Below are 16,321 nucleotides of genomic sequence, written 5' to 3' on the forward strand. Positions count from 1 at the left end.
GTCCTGCGCTCAGCCCGCCCGCGGCGGCATGGCCGCCAGGGCGGCCTGCGCGACGCCCCGGGCGTCGGCCTCGCAGGAGGGGTGCCGGGTGTCGTCCAGGAAGACCCGCACCACGAGGTTGCCGTCGCGCACGTTGAGCTGGCAGCCCTTCTCGTAGCTCTTCTCGTGGACCGTCCAGTACGCCGCGTCACCGAAGCCGAGGCCGGTCGCCGGGCGACCGCTCCTCGCGCTGTCGTCGAAGTCCTGCCGCTGCTTTTGCGTGCCGTTCCTCCGTTGGTCCGAGCGCTGCAGTTCCCACGTGACGGCGGCGCTGGGGGAGTAGTTCCAGCCGTCCGCCTGGGGCTGGTCCTTGTCGAACCAGTAACACTGGGTCGTCGAGCTTTCCGTGTTCTCGCGCTCCTGGTCCTTGTCCTTCCGCCGCTCCCCCCGCAGCGGAAGCCTGGTCACCGCCTGCGAGCACACCGGCATCGTCACGTACTTGTCCGGCGGGCCGGTGCTCCCGTCGTCGTCGCGCTGCAGCAGGTACGCCCCCACGCCGAGGCCCGCCGCGAGCACCGCCCCCGCCGCCGTCCACGTCACGGCGCGCCGGTGGCGTGCCGGCGGCGCGGGGGAGTGGTGCGCGGTGAGCACCGCGGTCGGCGGGGCGCCGGTGCCGTGCAGGAGGGCCGTGCGCTCGGGGTCGCCCACCAGCAGGCCCTCGGCGCGGGCCCGCTGCTCGTCGACCATGCGGTGCACGGCCGGCGGCCACGGCCGGGCCGCCGGCGCCACCGGGCCCAGCAGGGCCAGCAGTTCGGCCGGGGTGGGCCGGGCGGCCGGGTCCTTGGCCAGGCAGCGGGCGACGATCCCGTGCAGGGGGTGCGGTACACCGCTCAGGTCGGGTTCGGTGTGGACGACGTTGTAGAGCGTCTGGAGGGCGGACGGGCCGGCGAACGGGCTGCGCCCGGTCGCCGCCAGCACGAGCACCGCCCCCAGGGAGAACACGTCGCTCGCCCCGGTCAGTTCCCGGCTCTGCGCCTGCTCGGGCGACATGTACGGGGGCGAGCCGACCACCCAGCCGGTGCCGGTGAGCTCGGTGCCGCCGCCCGCCTCGGCCGCACGCGCGATGCCGAAGTCGATGACCCGGGCGCCGTCCTCGGCGAGCAGGACGTTCTCGGGCTTGAGGTCGCGGTGGACCAGACCGGCCCGGTGGATCTCGCCCAAGGCCGTCGCCAGCCCCACCGCCAGGCGGTGCAGGGCGTCGGGCGGCAGCGCGCCCGCGCGCTCGACGGCCGCACCCAGCGAGGGTCCGGCCACGAACACCGAGGCCAGCCACGGCTGCTCGGCGTCCGCGTCGGCGTCGAGGACGGCGGCCGTGTAGGCGCCGGACACCTTCCGCGAGGCCTCCACCTCGCGCCGGAAGCGGGAGCGGAAGCCGTCGTCGGCCGCGTGCCGGGCGTGCACCAGCTTCACCGCCGCCGGCCGGCCGTCCGGTGCGAGGCCGAGCAGGACACGGCCCATGCCGCCCCGGCCGAGCTCGGTCAGCAGGAGGTACGGTCCGGCCTTCTCCGGCAGCGGCTGCGAGGCGCTCACAGGGCCGCCACCGCCGCCACGCCCTGGCGGGCCATGTCCTTGGTGAGGTCCTCGCACGCGCCCTTCGGGTAGTGGATGCCCTTGACCGCGACGAAGAGGGTCAGGTTGCCGTCCCGGGCGTAGAGCACGCAGTTGTTCTCGTCGGAGCTCTTCAGCCACATGCCTTCCTCCACGACACCGATGCCCGGGTCGCGCGGCGTCGAGGTCCGCATGTACCAGCCCTCGTAGTGCTTCTTCGCCTGCTCGGCGCCGGTGGGGCCGCCCGGGCGGGAGAGGTAGAGGTTCCAGGAGAGGTAGATCTGGTCACCCGAGTGGGTGGTCCACACGCAGGCCGTCGAGGGGTGCGTGTGTCCGTCGCCGTCGGACTGCTGCCACACCTTGTCGGGGGAGTTGCCCGAGGGCTCGCCGAAACCTGCCGGGGCCTTGATGCTGCGGCGGTTCTGCACACAGGTCGGGACCGTCTTCGTGTACTTGTCCGGCACCTGGGCGAGCGGCGTCGAACCCGGGGTCGGCACGGGTTCGGGGAAGGCCTGGTAGTACAGGTCGGCCGGGCCGAGCGCCAGCACGATGCCCGCCACCGTCGCGAGCACCGCACCCGCCGCGATCGCGGGAGTCCGCCACCGGGGGCGGCGGCGCGGCGCCGGCGTGGCGGGTGCGGTCGCGGTGGGCACGGTCGTCGTGGGCGTGGCCGGGGGACCGGCCGTGGCCGCGAGCCGGTCCGCCCAGGCCCGGCGGTCGGCGATCCGCTCGTACACCGCCGCAGGCCACGGGCGCGCGGCGGGGACGAGCGGGCCGATCAGGTCCAGAAGCTGTGCGGGGGTCGGCCGGGCGGCGGGGTCCTTGGCCAGGCACGGCTCGACGATCCGGCGCAGCCGCGGTGATACGGAGCCCAGGTCGGGCACGTCGTGGGCGACGGCGTGCATGAGGGCGAGCGGCGAGTCGCCGGCGAAGGGGCTGCCACCGGTGGCGGCCGAAACCAGCGTGACGCCGAGGGAGAAGACGTCGCTCGCCGGGCCGGGGTGCTCGCCCCCGACCTGCTCGGGCGACATGAACGCGGGCGAGCCGATCAGCGCGCCCGTGCGGGTCAGCTTCGTGTCGTGGTCGGCCGCACGCGCGATGCCGAAGTCGACGACCCGGACGCCGTCCTCCGTCAGGAGCACGTTCGAAGGCTTGAGGTCGCGGTGCACGAGCCCCGCCCGGTGGATGTCGTCCAGGGCCAGGGCGAGCCCGGCGGCGATCAGCAGGACCGTTTCCTCCGGCAGTGCCCCGCCGGCGTCCAGCACCGCCTCGCCCAGCGTGGGTCCCGCAAGGAAGCGGGAAGCGAGCCAGGGGGTCGGCGCGTCCGGGTCGGCGTCGACGACCGGCGCCGTGTAGGCGCCGGACACGCGCCGGGAGGCGTCCACCTCCCGCCGGAACCGGGAACGAAACCCCGGATCCTCCGCCAGGTCGGCGTGCACCCGCTTGACGGCCACGAGCCGCCCGTCCGGTGCGACCCCCAGCAGGACCTGCCCCATGCCGCCCTGTCCGAGCACCCCGACCGTCCGGTACGGCCCCACGTGCTCCGGCCCGTACGCTCCCCGCATCGCCATGCCGAATCCACCCTCCCCCGTAGCTCGATGGATCTTAACGAAGAGCCCGCGAACCCCGTCGCCCCCCACCCCGATAGCATGTTCGGACTCGCGGTGATCACCCTCATCGCCCGTGCTCAGCCGGAAACGTGCTGTCCAGCATGATGAACAACCATTTGTCCAACGTCTAGCAAACGGCCGAATAATTGACATCCATATCATCGCGAATAAATAACAGAATGACGGCCGCCGCCTGGCGCCAGCCGCGCGTAATTCTGTGGGCCGCTGTGAGTGTGGTGGCCCTCGGATTCGTCATCGCGCTGGAAATAGCCGCACGTCATTACGGCATGCGGGGGCCGATCACCAATCAGGCGCGTGAGGTGATATTCGCTCCGAAATCGGGGCCGCTGCTGTACGGAAGTATGGCGTTGATGATGGTGGTGCTGCCGTGGCGGCAGCGGTTCGTCGCGGCCGGTGTCGCGGTGGGTATCGACGTCGTCTTCTTTCTGGTGCGGTGGGTCTTCGACGCCAGGATGATGTTCGGCAATGGTGCGTTGTGGGTGGTGCTGGGGTGTGCGGTCATCGCCGTCACGCGCCGCACCGGCAGGGAGCGCGCGCTGCTGCTGAAGGGTGTCGGGCTGGGTCTGCTGCTGGTGACCGGTCGTAAGACCGGTGACACGTGGCTGCTGATCACCTCGAAGACGCGTCCGATGGTGCTCGACCAGTATGTGGCGGTTGCCGATCATGCGTTGGGCAATCCGTCGTGGTTCGTGGGCCGGTTCGTCAGGGCCACCGGTCCGATCGGCGAGCATCTCCTGGACTACGTCTACATCCAGCTCGCGGTGGCCGCGGTCCTCGTCTCGTTCTACCAGTTGCGCAACGTGGCGGCCGAGCGCCGCTTCCCGAGCCATCACCTGGTGCGGACCTTCCTGGTGATCGGCCTGCTGGGCCCGGCTATTTACATGATCTACCCCGTGGTCGGGCCGATCTTCGCCTACGGCGCCGACGGCGGGCACTGGGCCGTGGCCAATCTGTGGCCGGACACGGCGACGCCGGTCAGCACGCCGCACCTCATGCCGTTCAACGACTTCACGCCGCGCAACTGCATGCCCAGCCTGCACACGGCATGGGCCACCGCGATCTTCATTCATTCCCGCAAGGGCCCGCGGCTGCTGCGCTTCTTCGGCGCGTTCTGGTTGATCACCACGCTGGGCGCCACGCTGGGATTCGGCTACCACTACGGCACGGACATCGTCACCGGCGTGGTGTTCACGCTCACGATCGAGGTGGCACTGCGTTCGCAGGCACGCGGCTGGGACCGGTCGGGAATACGGCTCGCCGTTTACGGCGCGACGGTCTTCACCGCGCTCCTGCTGGCCTTCCGTTTCCTGCCGATGGAAATGGCCGGGAATCCGTGGGTGTTCGGTCCCCTCGTCCTTCTCGCGATGGCCTCGGTGATCTACGGCTACGTACGGACCACCAGGCAGTGGGAACCGCAGACCGCCATACCGGTACGGCACCCCGAACCGCAACCCGAACTGGTGTGAACCACGGCCCGGTGTGACGCTGGAAGGAGAGGAGATCTCCGCAGGAGAGGCGGGAGCGGTCATGGCCGGGCTGTGGAAGAAAAGGCACCGGGACGTCCACGAGCCGACCGCGGAGGAACGCGAGCGGCAGGAGAGGGCGGCGAAGGCCGAGAACGACCGGGAAATGGCGCGGGGGGAAATCTACAAGCCCCCGCCCGAGCGGAACGTCCTCGGCTGGGACCACCGCCGCGACTAGGGCCTGTCCGGCGGTTCTTCGTCGCGGGGCACCACGGCGCCCCCTGGGGGCGCGGGGCGGTGTCGATCTGCGGCTCCGCCGCGTGGGCGCGATCGGCCACCGACGGCCCGCAGTCGACGCGCCACCCCCAGGCCCGGGCGAAGGGCGGCACCCTGTCTGCGGGCGCGTGGTGGCTCGTCGCGCAGTTCCCCGCGCCCCTACGGGGCGCTGCGCACAGGGCCCGGCAGGCGGACCTCCGTCGCCGTCGGCCCCTGGGACGTCGGGCCCGGCACGGTCGCCCAGAAGTCGCACTGGTGGCCCGCCTCGAAGTCGGTGCGCGGCCTGATCGCGTCCGGGGCCAGGGACATCGGCCGGTACGGCCCCGCCCCGACCGGCGGCCAGGCGTCGCCCGCCGGGGGCCGGCCGGCGACGAACCGGGCCCAGGAGGCCGTCATGGCCTGCGCCAGCCGGGTCTGCGCCGGGTCCAGGCGGACGGGGTCCGCCGCCAGGTAGTCGAACAGGTACGGGATCTCCGCCCCGTGGTAGGCGCCGAGCGGGAAGCCGGGGTCGCCGTGGTAGAGGTCGGGCGCAAAGCGGTCGGCGAACTCGTAGCCGAAGACACCGCCGGGGGCCCCGGCGGCGAGCGCCCGGGCGGCCTGGCGGGTGGGGCAGGCGACCAGGTAGTCGCCGAAGGCCGCGCCGAACGCCAGACGGTAGTCGCCGCCGTAGCGCGAGCCCGGATAGCGCGCCGCGACCCGCGGGCCGTCCAGCTTGAACAGCGTGGTGAGCACGACCGGGTAGGTGACGGCGTTCAGACGCACGCCCGTGGACTCCAGCAGGACCGACCCGATGGTGCCCTCGTCGAGCGTGTTGCCGGTGAGCACCGGCACCCGGGCCTGGCGGCCCGCCGCGACGGCCTCGCCCGGCGACTCGGGCAGCACGGGCGTGCCGGAGACCGGCCACCAGGGCGCGGCGCCGGTGGTCGGCACCTTCAGCAGCTGGGCCGCGGTCTTCGACCGCAGGCACGCCACGACGGCCGGACCGGTGCCCAGGCAGCCCGCCCCCGTCGCGAAACCGGTGCCCGCGCTCTGCGCCTCGGCCAGCGGCCGGGAGGCCACCCCGCACGGCGCGCTCTGCACGAGGGCGCGGGTGAACAGGCCGCGGGCCGGCGGCGAGACGAGGTGGCCGCACACGCTCAGGCCGCCCGACGACTGGCCGCCGGCGGTGACGCGGCCCGCGTCGCCGCCGAAGGCGGCCGCGTTGGCCCGCACCCACCGCAGCGCGGCCTGCTGGTCCAGCAGGCCGTAGTTGCCGGAGCCAGCGTCCGCGTCCTCGGCGGTGAGCCCCGGGTGGGCCAGGAAGCCGAAGGCGCCCAGCCGGTAGTTGGCGGTGACGACGACCATGTCGCCGGTCACGGCCAGGCGCCGGGCGTCGTAGTGGGCCGCCGACCCGGAGATGAACGACCCGCCGTGGAACCACACGAGCACGGGCCGCCCGGCACCGCCCGCGGGCGGGGTGAAGACGTTCAGGTAGAGGCAGTCCTCGTTGACCGACTCCTCGGTGCCCAGCACCGGGCGGGCCGGCTGGGCACACGCCCCGGCGAAGCGGGTGGCGTCCCGCACGCCGCTCCAGGCGGCGGCCGGCTGCGGCGGCCGCCACCGCCGCTCGCCCACCGGCGGCGCGGCGAACGGGATCCCCAGGAAGGCCCGGCCGTGGTCGCCGACCGTGCCGCGCACCTGCCCCCGGTCCGTGGTGACGACCGCGTCCTCGGCGGGCGCCGGGACGGCCCCGGCGAGGAGGGCGAGCACGGCGAGGAGCACGGGCAGCAGGAGCCGGCGCGGGGTGGCCATGGCGGATGCCTACCCGCGCGCGGCGGGGGAACCCGCCTGCCGGGTGGGGTACAGGTGAACGGTCGTGCACCCGGTGTGCGCGGTCAGCCCGGGAACGGCCCGGCCACCGGCGGGAACGTCGCGCGGGCCACCGCACCCCCCGCCTCGCCCGGCTCCAGCGTGAACCGTCCGCCCAGCTCGGCGGCCCGCTCCTGCAGGGAGCCGATGCCGACGCCCGTGCGCGGCGGGTTTTGCGGCGGCCCCCGCCCGTCGTCGCGCACCTCGATCGTGACCTCGTCGGGCACCACGCGCACGGCCAGCACGACCGCCCGCGCCCCCGCGTGCCGGACGACGTTGTTGAGCGCCTCGCCGCCGATGAGGTACACGGCGACCTCGACGGCCGCCGGCAGGGCCGGCAGCGGGTCGGGCGCGAAGCGCACGTCCACCTCCAGCCGGTGCCGGAAGCGGTCCGCCAGCTGCCGCAGCGCCCCGCCCAGCCCGCCGCGGTCCAGGGCGGCGGGGGCCAGGCCGGCGGAGATCCGGCGCAGTTCGGCGATGGCCGCGCCGATGCCCTCCGAGGCGCTCTCCAGGGGGCGTACGGCCGCCGAGCCCTCCGGCACCGCGTACCGCGCGCTGTCCACCTGCAGCCGTGCCCCCGACAGGGCCGGCCCCAGGCTGTCGTGCAGGTCGCGGCGCAGGGCACGGCGCGCCTCCTCGCGGGCGAGGACCATGCGCTCGCGGGCGGCCCGCAGGTCCTCGTACAGCCGCAAGGAAGCCAGGGCGGGCGAGGCCTGGTCGGCGAGCGAGCGGAGCACCTCCCGGTCCTGCGGGTCCAGGGCCCGCTCCCCGGCGCGCGGCGCGACGTGCAGGCGGCCGATGACACTGCCCTCGAACGTCAGCGGGAAGCCGTCCGACCCGGGCACCGGCGCACCGGCCGTGGCCAGGGTGCGCGGCCCGCCACGGGTGTCGACCACCACCGCGGCGCCCGGCAGGTGCAGGGTCGTCACCACCGTGTCGCACAGCAGCCGCGGCGCCTGCGCGGGCGCGGCCGCACCGCTCAGCCGCAGGGACAGCTCCCGCACCACCTGGTACGGACGGGCGCGGTCGCCGTAGTAGATGCGGTCCACCGCCCGCAGGGCCAGGCGGGCGCACGGGTACAGCAGCACCCCCAGGCCCAGCCCGACGGCCTCCGCCGCCAGGGTGCCCGTGCCCGCCCTGCCCGGCACCGCGTGCAGCGCCAGCAGGGAGACGCCGGTGAACACCGTGACCAGGCCGGCGGTCAGCAGCAACGAGGCGAGCGCCTTGCGGGTGGCGCGGTCCAGCGGCCGCGAACGGTCGCGGCGGATGGCGTACACCGCGCAGAACGGCCACAGGGCCGCCACCGTGTACGCCAGGGACCACAGCGCCCCCTTCAGCGGCACGATGTGGTTGACGTAGACGATCACCAGCCACAGCAGGTACGGCACGATGGGCACGATCTGGCGCGGGTCCGGTTCCCGCCACCACCGCACGGCCATCACGGTCAGGCTCGTCAGCAGAATGCCCGTCATGGGCAGCACGACGGGCACGTGGTCGGTCAGGAACGACCGCAGGCGCCCCCAGCCGTCGTCCAGCGTGGGGTCGGGCAGCGTGTAGGTGCGCGCGGCGATCCGGTCGGCGAAGGCGTGCACCACGCTCCAGGCGGCCAGCAGCGCCACGTACGGGCGCCAGATCCGCGGGCGGGGCAGCTCGCCGCTCGGCAGGTACAGCGGCAGCACGTAGAAGGTGAAGGCCGCCATGGCGTAGGAGGTCACCGAGAAGGCGGCCAGCGCGTCGCCGCCGGCCCGGGGGACGGAGGCGACCGAGGCGGCCAGCGTCGCGGCGTCCGAGACGACGTTCGCGGTCCCGGGCACGATCAGCAGCGGGCCCAGCACGCTGCGCGGGCGGTGGGCCGCCATGAACGACCCCAGCAGGACCACGCCCGTCGCGGCCACCACCGACGGCCCCCGCTGCACGATGTACGGGGCCAGCCGCGCGTCGTGGAGGTGGGCAAGGGCCAGGGCGGCCCAGAGGACCGCGGCGGCGACGGTCAGCCCGTACGCCCCGAAGGTCAGTGCGCGCCCGGTGCGCCCGGCCCCGTACCCGGCTGTGCTCCCGGCCATGGCGCGGCCCCGTCAGTCCTCGTCCCCCAGGCCCGCGTCCCGTGCCCGGGCCACGGCCTCGGCCCGGGTGGTCACCTGGAGCTTGTCGAAGACGTGCGTGACGTGGTTGCGGACCGTCTTCTCCGACAGCACCAGCTCCCGGGCGATGTGCCGGTTGTCCAGCCCGCGGGCGATCAGCTGCAGCACCTCGGTCTCCCGCGCCGTCAGCGCCGGGAAGAGCCGCTCGGCGTCGTGCCGCCGGCCCTCCTGCAGCAGCGCGGTCAGCCGGGCCGCGGTCCGCGGGCCGAACACCGCGCCGCCGGCGGCGACCGTGCGCACCGCGTGCAGCACCTCGCCGGCGCCCGCGCCCTTGACGAGGTAGCCCCGGGCACCGGCCTGCAGGGCCGCCAGCAGGCTGCCGTCGTCGTCGGACATGGTCAGCATCAGCACCGGCAGCCCGGGGTGGCGCTGCGCCAGCCGCCGGGTGACGTCGATGCCCGAGCCGTCGGGCAGGGCCAGGTCCATGACGACGACGTCGGGACGCTCGCGGGCCACGGCGTCGAGCACCTCGCCGGCGGTGGCGGCCTCGGCGACGACGGTGGCGCCGCCCGCGGCCTCCAGGGCCGTGCGCAGGCCGTCGCGGAAGAGCGGATGGTCGTCGACGATCAGGACACGGGGCATGGCGGCGTCCTCGTCTTGCGGTCTCACAGACCGACGCTAGCGGCCGCCCGGGGCGATCTCTCGTTTTGTTGCTCGCCCCGGGCGGCCGCGCGCGGTCAGCGGGCGGTGTGCGTGCCCGTCATCAGCGCCGCGAGGTCCTCGGGCGCGATCCACGAGGGCGGGGGCGGCTGCCCCCAGCTGAAGAAGCTCTCGTTGACGTCGAAGACCTCCGGATCCCACAGCTGGTCGTCGACGATGCAGTCCATGTCGGAGTAGTACTCGGTGAAGTTGCCCGCCGGGTCCTTGAGGTACCAGAAGAAGTTGGACCCGATGTGGTGGCGGCCGAACCCCCAGACGTGCCGCTCCGGGTGGCCCTCCAGCATGGCCATCGCGCCGCGCCCGATGTCGTCGACGTCGTCGACCTGCCAGGAGGTGTGGTGCAGGAAGGGCACCGGCGCCGCCAGCACCAGGATGTTGTGGTGGTCGGTCGAGCAGCGCAGGAACGCCCCGGCGTCGCCGAGGGAGTCGCTGACCTTGAAGCCGAGGCCGTCGCCGAAGAACGCCGCGGTCACCGGCGGCTCGGGGGTGCCGAGCACGGCGTGGCCCAGCTTGCTGGGCCGGACCGGGTGCGCGCGCAGGACGCCCGGGGCCCGGCCGGCGGTGCGCTCCTCGCGCCCGGGACCGTTGTACGGGGTGGGCGGCGCGGCCGGCACCGCCGGGCGCGGCTCGCCCTGCAGCACGGCGCGGGCCCGGGTGGCCGGGTCGGCGCCGGTCAGCCGCTCGCCGGGCACGCGCACGGCGGCCACGCCCATGCGGCCCAGCCGGGCGGCGGCCGCGTCCAGGTCGCCGGGGTCGTCGACGCCGACGCGCATCTCGACCAGGCGGCGGGTGGGGGCGGGCACGATCCGCAGCTGGCGGCCGCCGTCGCGGGTGGCGAACCAGCCGTCGGCCTCCCGGCGCAGGCCGAGTTCGGCGTAGTAGGGGGCCGTTGCGGCGGGGTCGGGGACCCCGATGGTGACGGAGGACAGGCGGTGCAGTGACATGACGGGCTCCTCTTGAGCGGGGTTCTCACAACGGGCTCCCGGGCCGCGCTCACGCCCGCAGCACGGCCAGGCGGGCCGTGCGCAGGGCCTGCGCGACGATGGTCAGGGTGGGGTTGACCGCGGCCGACGAGGGGAAGAACCCGCCGTCCACGACGAACAGGTTGCGCACCTCGTGGCTGCGGCAGAAGGGGTCCAGCACCGAAGCGGCCGGATCGTCCCCGGCCACCGTCGTGCCGCACTGGTGGCCGGTGTGCTCGACGCCCATGCGGTGGCCGAGCACCAGCGGGTAGCCGGCGTGCCGCATCATCCGCACCCCCGCCCGCACCAGCTGCCGGTGGGCGCGGGCGCCCGCCGGACGCACATCGAGGACGATGCCCCCGCCGGGGCCGAGCAGCACGCGGTTGTCCGGGCGCGGCAGGTCCTCGGAGATCAGCCACCAGTCGACGCTGCGGTCGGCCACTTCGGCGAGGACCCGGCGGGGCACGTGCGGATGGGCAGTGGCCATCGCGGCCGGGTGGACCTTGCCCATCAGCTGGAGGTTGCCCAGCGGATGGGGCGTGCGGTCCCCGGCGCGGTAGAAGTCGTTGACGGCGAGGGTCTTCTGGAAGACGACGGGGTTGCGGCTGCGCGGATCGACGGCCATCAGCATGCTGTTGTGGTGCAGCATCAGGTTGCGGCCCACCAGGCCGCTGCCGTTGGCCAGGCCGGCCGGGTGGGCACCGCTCGCCGAACGCAGCAGGAGCGCCGCGGAATTGACGGCGCCGCAGGAGACGACGACCGTGCCGGCCGTGAGGAGGACCGGGTGGCCGTTGCGACGGGCCTCGACGGCGGTGACCGTGCGCCCGGTGGGGTCGGTGCGCAGCCGCGAGACGTACGTGTGCGTGAGCAGCCGTACGGTGGGGGAGCGCAGCGCAGGGCGCAGGGCGCGGGTCTCCGCGTCGCTCTTGGCGCCGACGCGACAGGGGAAGCCGTCGCAGGTGCCGCAGCGCACGCACGTGCCGCCGTCGGCCAGGTCGATGCCCAGTTCGAGCGGGTAGGGGTGCAGTCCCTGGTCGCGCAGGCGGCGCTCCAGCTCGGCGATCACCGGGGCGTGGGGGACCGGCGGGTGCGGGTAGGGGCCGGAGCGGGCCGGCCCGGTCGGGTCGTGGCCACCCTCGCCGTGCACCCGGTACAGGCGCTCGGCCTCGGCGTAGAACGGCTCCAGCTCGGCGTAGCCGAAGGGCCAGGCCGGGGAGGTGCCCTCCAGGTGCTCGACCGCCGCGAAGTCGCTCTCGCGCATGCGCGGCAGGCTCGCCCCGTAGACCTTGGTCGTGCCGCCGACGTAGTAGTGCGCGGCGGAGGTGAAGGCCCGGCCGCGGGTCGTGTGCCAGGGCTCGGCGTTGCGGTAGCGGCCGTCGCCGAAGACCGCCTGCGGCGACCAGTTGGCCGCCTCGCGGGGCAGGAACCCGCCGCGCTCGACCACCAGGACGCGGGCACCGCTCCGGGCCAGGGCCCAGGCCGTGGTCGCCCCTCCGGCACCGGAGCCGACGACCACGACGTCGGCCTCGTAGGCCGCGGCGTCGTCCCGGACCACGGGCGGGGTGCCGGGCCCCCAGATGCCGGTCACGGCCCTCTCCCGTCGTCCGGGGCGTACGGCTCGTCCGGGGCCGGCGGCTCGAAGAGCCGTACGCCGGTCCGCCGCCGGTAGGGCAGGTCGTCCGGGGCGTGGACGAGTTCGAGGTGCAGGCCCCAGGGAGTGGTGAGGTAGACCCACCGGGTGCCGCGGATGGGACCGTCGTCCACGCGCTGCGGCTCGCCGAGCATCCGTACGCCCGGGGCCGCGGTCAGATGGCGGACGGAGGCGTCGAAGTCGTCGGTCCACAGGGCCAGATGGTGTCCGCCGACGTCGCTGTTGCCGGGCATCCGCCGGCGCCTGCCGGGGCCGCTGTACGCGAACAGCTCGATGTTGAGGGTGGGGCCCAGGCGCAGCATCGCGATGTGCACGGTGCAGCGCGGGTGGACGCCGAGCTGCCGGCGCATCCAGTCGCCGCCGGGGTCGCCGATCGGCCCGGTGCGGTACGCCGTCTCGGCGCCCAGGACGCCGGTGAAGAACGCGACCGCCTCGTCGAGGTCGGGCACCGTGAAGGCGACGTGGTGGACACCGCGCACGCCGGGAACACCGGGGCGGCGGGTGCGGGGGGTGGTGGCGGTGGAGGTCATGTCGGCTCCTTCGGGGCTTCGTTGGTCAGGTCGGGGCTGCGCGGCGGCAGGTGGCGGGTGACGGCCGGCGGGGTCAGGGTCAGGCACAGCAGCTCGGCGCCCTCCGGCCCGGCCCGCAGGGCGACGTCCTCGCCCCGGGGCGCCAGGAGCAGGTCACCGTCGGTCAGCGGCGGGCGGTGCGGGAGCCCTTCGGCGGTGACCGGGCCGCGCAGCACGTACCAGGCCGCCTCGGTGCCGGCGCGGCCGGCGAGGTCGTAGCGCGCGTGGGGCGCCAGGCCCACCCGGTCGACGGCCTCGCACTCGCTGTGCAGCATGCCGCGCCGGGCCAGGCAGCGGATGCGGACGCCCGCCCGTCCGCCGGCGAGGAGGACCGTCGTCCGCCGGCTCGCGCTGGCAATCATTGCTGCTCCTCGGTGGGGACGGCCAGGACGGCGTGGAAGTACTCCAGTCCGCGGGCGCCGGCCCGCAGGCGGGCCCCGGTGCCCAGCGGCAGGGTCAGGGCGACCCCGGCGGCCAGGGGCACGCTCGCCCCGCCGGCCCGTGCCGTGCCGGTGCCGCCGGTGACGTACACGGTGTGCTCCGTGCCCGTGCAGTCGAAGTCGCCGGTGGCGCCCGGCGGCAGCCGCGTGACGCGCACGGTGCGCAGCGGGCCGGTGAGCACGCCGGAGGCGTCCAGCGGGCCGTTGCGGGGCAGGTCGGGGACGACGGTGCTGCGGGGGTTGCCGGTGTCGTGCATGGTGGTCTCCTCGGAAGGGCGGGGCGCGGGGACCTCGACGACGAGCCAGGACAGCGGCGTGCGGCCGGCGTTGCGCAGACCGTGCCGGCTGCCGGTCGCCGTCAGGACGGCCGTGCCGGGCGCGACGGGCCGGGACCGGCCGTCGAGGGTGAGCTCGCCCGCGCCGGTCAGGACGAAGTACAGCTCCTCGGTGCGCGTGTGCCGGTGCTCGCCGCTGACGCCGCCCGGGGGCAGCCACGCCCACTCGACGGCCTCCCAGCCGCCGTGCAGCCCGGTGCGCCGGGCCAGGCACGTCCAGCGGGAGTGGCCCTCCGCGGCGTGCACGCCGTACACGTCGGCCGGGTCGCCGGTGGCGGCGACGACGACTGCCTCACGCATCGCGGGCCTCCCCGGCGTGCTCGTGATGGTGTCTCAGGACGCGGGCGGCCGCGGCCGTCTCGTCCGGGGTGACGTCGTCGACGAACACGGCCCGGCCGATCCCGAGCGGCAGCGGCAGGCGCTGGCTGCCGTCGCGGTGGCGGACCGTGTCGGCCAGCGCCTCGCCCAGCACCTCCGGCGTGCACAGCCGGTGCCACACGGGCAGCCCCAGCTCGCGCATCGTCGCGAGGACCCGGCGCCGCTCGAGCGGCCGCACCAGGCCGCGCCGTTCGGCGATGACCGTGGTCAGGGCCATGTCCAGGCAGACGGCCTCGCCGTGCAGCAGCTCCGGCAGGGCCCGCATCTCCAGGGTGGGGCTGAAGGAGTGGCCGTAGTCGACGATCCGCTCCAGGTCGTGCTCCCACAGGTTGCCCTGCAGCTCCTGCAGCATGCCGTGGACGGCCCGGGACAGGACCTCACGGGCCGCGCCGCCCTGGAAGCGCCCGGCTATCAGCACGGCGCCGTACCGCTCCAGCAGGCGGAACAGGGCCCCGTCCTTGATCAGGGCCATCTTCAGGATCTCGGCGGCGCCGTTGCTGACGTGCCGCCGGTCGAGGGTGCGCAGGAAGGCGGGGTCCAGCAGGGTCTGCGCGGCGGGGTGGTAGCTGCCGAGCCGGTTCTTGTACGACCCGAAGTTCACCCCCGTCTTGGCGCCCACGCCCGCGTCGACCAGCCCGATCAGCGTGGTGGGCACCCGGACGTAGGGGGTGCTGCGCCGGTACAGGCTGCAGGCCAGGCCGACCACGTCCATCAGCACGCCCCCGCCGACGGCGGCGACGGGCTCGCTGCGGCGGGAGACGCCGAAGCGGTCCATCGCCTCCACCACGGAGAAGACCGCGTCCATGGTCTTCAGCCGCTCGTGGGCGGGCAGCACGTGGACGGCGTGGTCCAGGCCGCGGGCCGCGCAGTAGGCGCGGATGCGCTCGCCGTACAGCGCGTCGACCGTGCTCTCGACGACGAGCAGCCGGCGGGCGGGCGCCGGGCCGCCGGCCGGCGCCCCGGCCCGGGCGAGCGCGGGATTGGCGGGGTCCAGCACGCCCGGCGCGAAGCCCACCTCGTAGCGGACGGGCTTGGCGGTGCTCACGGTCCAGGACCGGACGGGCTCGCCGGAGGTGAACAGGCCGTGGCGGGCGGGGGAGGTCGGGGCGGAGGTCACGGTGGTCTCCTTCGGGGGAGGGAGCGGGCGGGGATGTCCCTCACCACGCTGGCCGTCCCGGCGTCCCGGGCACATGAGCCGGCGGTCCCGGCTGTGTCCTGGCCGGCGGCCCGGCCGCCGGTGCGGGCACCGCGGCCGCGGCCGGGGCAGTCGCCGCCAGGCCCGAGCGCAGCACGTCCCGGCCGACCTCCGTGACCGTGCGGCCCGCGCGGACGTGCGGCCGGCCCAGGCCCTCCAGCAGGACCATGCCGACCGTGTCCGTGCCCGGCTGCTGCCACAGGGCCCGCAGGACGTCGTCCGCGGTCACGGGCGAGGGCAGGACGGCGGGGGCGCCCCAGCGGGCGAGCAGCTCGCGGTGGGCGCGCTCGTCCCCCGCGCCCAGCAGCCCCAGCTCCCGGGCGCACCGGGCGGCCACCAGCATGCCGAGCGCGACGGCGTCGCCGTACCGCAGCGCGCCCACCCCGAGCAGGCGCAGGGCGCCGGCCACCGCGTGCCCGTACCGCAGCACCCCCGCCGGCCCCTCTTCGAGCGGGTCGTAGCAGGTCAGGGCGGTACGGGCGTCGGCGCACAGGGCGAGGAAGCAGGCCAGGGCCCGCCGGTCGTACCGGCCGTCGGGGCGCAGGCGGGCGCACACCTGGTCGTAGGAGGCGGGGCACACGGACAGGACGTTGCGCACCACGGCGTACAGCCCCGGCCGGACGGCGCCGGGCGCCAGCGTGCCGAGGAACTCCAGCTGCGCGCGGACCAGTGCGGGAACCGGCCGCGGCCCGGCCGGGCCGGACAGCGACAGCGCGGTGTCCGCCATGGCGGGCAGCGTGGTGGGCAGCAGCACGGGCCGCCGGCCGGAGCGGGCCGCCGGCGCGGCGGCGGCGTCGAGAACGCCGGTGCCGCCCAGGGCGACGACCACCGAGCCGGACGGGACGGCCGAGGGGCCCGCCGTCGTCACGAGGCGGGTGGGAGCGGCGGTTTGCAGGAGGCGGCCGACGCGCTCGACGTGGGCCACGGGGACGCCGGGGTCGGTCAGCAGCAGGAAGCGTTCGGCCCCCAGGCGCGCGAGGACGCCGGACAGATCGTCCCACGAGGCGGGCCCGGCCCGCACCTGCAACGGGAAGGACGCGAGGCCGGAGCCGATGCTCCGGTCGAGGGTCACGGACGGAAGCGGGGAGGTCATCACGGGGCTCGCAGACGGGCCGTGGCCCGGGGAGGTCGTCGCCCAAGGGGCATTGCCCTCCTACCGTCGGCCGCCCCGCGCCCCGGGCACAT

14 protein-coding genes are annotated in these 16,321 nt (G+C 75.2%); 2 read left to right on the forward strand and 12 right to left on the reverse strand.

Annotated elements, in window-relative coordinates; all coding sequences use genetic code 11:
- Nucleotides 1–9 precede the first annotated feature (9 nt).
- Nucleotides 10–1,569 carry a serine/threonine-protein kinase gene (locus tag ABD361_RS14275; RefSeq protein ID WP_344435526.1) on the reverse strand — a complete coding sequence of 520 codons (1,560 nt, stop codon included), beginning with the start codon at nucleotides 1,567–1,569 and terminating at the stop codon, nucleotides 10–12.
- Nucleotides 1,566–3,158, reverse strand: coding sequence for a serine/threonine-protein kinase (locus ABD361_RS14280; RefSeq protein ID WP_344435527.1), 1,593 nt, complete (start codon nucleotides 3,156–3,158; stop codon nucleotides 1,566–1,568). Before ABD361_RS14280 ends, ABD361_RS14275 begins: the two co-directional genes overlap by 4 nt.
- 218 nt (nucleotides 3,159–3,376) lie before the next feature.
- Here ABD361_RS14280 and ABD361_RS14285 point away from each other — a divergent pair, with 218 nt between their 5' ends.
- A complete protein-coding gene (locus ABD361_RS14285) occupies nucleotides 3,377–4,684 on the forward strand; it encodes a phosphatase PAP2 family protein (protein WP_344435528.1) in 1,308 nt (435 codons plus the stop codon).
- Nucleotides 4,685–4,697: 13 nt separating this feature from the next.
- Nucleotides 4,698–4,919: a hypothetical protein gene (locus tag ABD361_RS14290; protein ID WP_344435529.1), complete on the forward strand. Its 222-nt coding sequence runs from the start codon at nucleotides 4,698–4,700 to the stop codon at nucleotides 4,917–4,919.
- 197 nt (nucleotides 4,920–5,116) lie between these two features.
- Here ABD361_RS14290 and ABD361_RS14295 read toward each other — a convergent pair whose 3' ends face one another.
- The 10 genes from ABD361_RS14295 to ABD361_RS14340 form a co-directional block, all read right to left on the reverse strand.
- Nucleotides 5,117–6,748, reverse strand: a complete 1,632-nt coding sequence (locus ABD361_RS14295; protein ID WP_344435530.1) for a carboxylesterase/lipase family protein — start codon at nucleotides 6,746–6,748, stop codon at nucleotides 5,117–5,119.
- 83 nt (nucleotides 6,749–6,831) lie between these two features.
- Entirely contained in the window at nucleotides 6,832–8,868 is a 2,037-nt protein-coding gene (locus ABD361_RS14300; RefSeq protein ID WP_344435531.1) for a GAF domain-containing sensor histidine kinase, read from the reverse strand.
- A gap of 12 nt (nucleotides 8,869–8,880) precedes the next feature.
- The gene (locus ABD361_RS14305) at nucleotides 8,881–9,528 is read right to left on the reverse strand and encodes a response regulator (RefSeq protein ID WP_344435681.1); all 648 of its coding nucleotides are present in this window, start codon (nucleotides 9,526–9,528) and stop codon (nucleotides 8,881–8,883) included.
- Nucleotides 9,529–9,623: 95 nt separating this feature from the next.
- Entirely contained in the window at nucleotides 9,624–10,550 is a 927-nt protein-coding gene (locus ABD361_RS14310; protein WP_344435532.1) for a VOC family protein, read from the reverse strand.
- Nucleotides 10,551–10,599: 49 nt separating this feature from the next.
- Entirely contained in the window at nucleotides 10,600–12,156 is a 1,557-nt protein-coding gene (locus tag ABD361_RS14315) for an FAD-dependent oxidoreductase (RefSeq protein WP_344435534.1), read from the reverse strand.
- Nucleotides 12,153–12,749: a VOC family protein gene (locus tag ABD361_RS14320; protein WP_344435535.1), complete on the reverse strand. Its 597-nt coding sequence runs from the start codon at nucleotides 12,747–12,749 to the stop codon at nucleotides 12,153–12,155. The genes ABD361_RS14315 and ABD361_RS14320 overlap by 4 nt, the downstream gene beginning before the upstream one ends.
- Nucleotides 12,746–13,150 carry a hypothetical protein gene (locus ABD361_RS14325; protein ID WP_344435536.1) on the reverse strand — a complete coding sequence of 135 codons (405 nt, stop codon included), beginning with the start codon at nucleotides 13,148–13,150 and terminating at the stop codon, nucleotides 12,746–12,748. The genes ABD361_RS14320 and ABD361_RS14325 overlap by 4 nt, the downstream gene beginning before the upstream one ends.
- Entirely contained in the window at nucleotides 13,147–13,863 is a 717-nt protein-coding gene (locus ABD361_RS14330; protein ID WP_344435537.1) for a cupin domain-containing protein, read from the reverse strand. The genes ABD361_RS14325 and ABD361_RS14330 overlap by 4 nt, the downstream gene beginning before the upstream one ends.
- Entirely contained in the window at nucleotides 13,856–15,058 is a 1,203-nt protein-coding gene (locus ABD361_RS14335) for a sedoheptulose 7-phosphate cyclase (protein WP_344435538.1), read from the reverse strand. Before ABD361_RS14335 ends, ABD361_RS14330 begins: the two co-directional genes overlap by 8 nt.
- Nucleotides 15,059–15,098: 40 nt before the next feature.
- On the reverse strand, nucleotides 15,099–16,208 hold the full coding sequence (locus ABD361_RS14340) for a 3-dehydroquinate synthase family protein (protein ID WP_344435539.1): 1,110 nt from the start codon (nucleotides 16,206–16,208) through the stop codon (nucleotides 15,099–15,101).
- Between the last annotated feature and the right edge of the window lie 113 nt (nucleotides 16,209–16,321).

This window comes from Streptomyces luteosporeus (genome assembly GCF_039532865.1).
Classification (GTDB): domain Bacteria; phylum Actinomycetota; class Actinomycetes; order Streptomycetales; family Streptomycetaceae; genus Streptomyces; species Streptomyces luteosporeus.

Bases quoted from the DNA above. Each gene is read 5' to 3' on its own strand.
- ABD361_RS14280 (WP_344435527.1), bottom strand. From the start codon at position 3,158: ATGGCGATGCGGGGAGCGTACGGGCCGGAGCACGTGGGGCCGTACCGG.
- ABD361_RS14285 (WP_344435528.1), top strand. From the start codon at position 3,377: ATGACGGCCGCCGCCTGGCGCCAGCCGCGCGTAATTCTGTGGGCCGCT.
- ABD361_RS14295 (WP_344435530.1), bottom strand. From the start codon at position 6,748: ATGGCCACCCCGCGCCGGCTCCTGCTGCCCGTGCTCCTCGCCGTGCTC.
- ABD361_RS14300 (WP_344435531.1), bottom strand. From the start codon at position 8,868: ATGGCCGGGAGCACAGCCGGGTACGGGGCCGGGCGCACCGGGCGCGCA.
- ABD361_RS14305 (WP_344435681.1), bottom strand. From the start codon at position 9,528: ATGCCCCGTGTCCTGATCGTCGACGACCATCCGCTCTTCCGCGACGGC.
- ABD361_RS14310 (WP_344435532.1), bottom strand. From the start codon at position 10,550: ATGTCACTGCACCGCCTGTCCTCCGTCACCATCGGGGTCCCCGACCCC.
- ABD361_RS14320 (WP_344435535.1), bottom strand. From the start codon at position 12,749: ATGACCTCCACCGCCACCACCCCCCGCACCCGCCGCCCCGGTGTTCCC.
- ABD361_RS14325 (WP_344435536.1), bottom strand. From the start codon at position 13,150: ATGATTGCCAGCGCGAGCCGGCGGACGACGGTCCTCCTCGCCGGCGGA.
- ABD361_RS14330 (WP_344435537.1), bottom strand. From the start codon at position 13,863: ATGCGTGAGGCAGTCGTCGTCGCCGCCACCGGCGACCCGGCCGACGTG.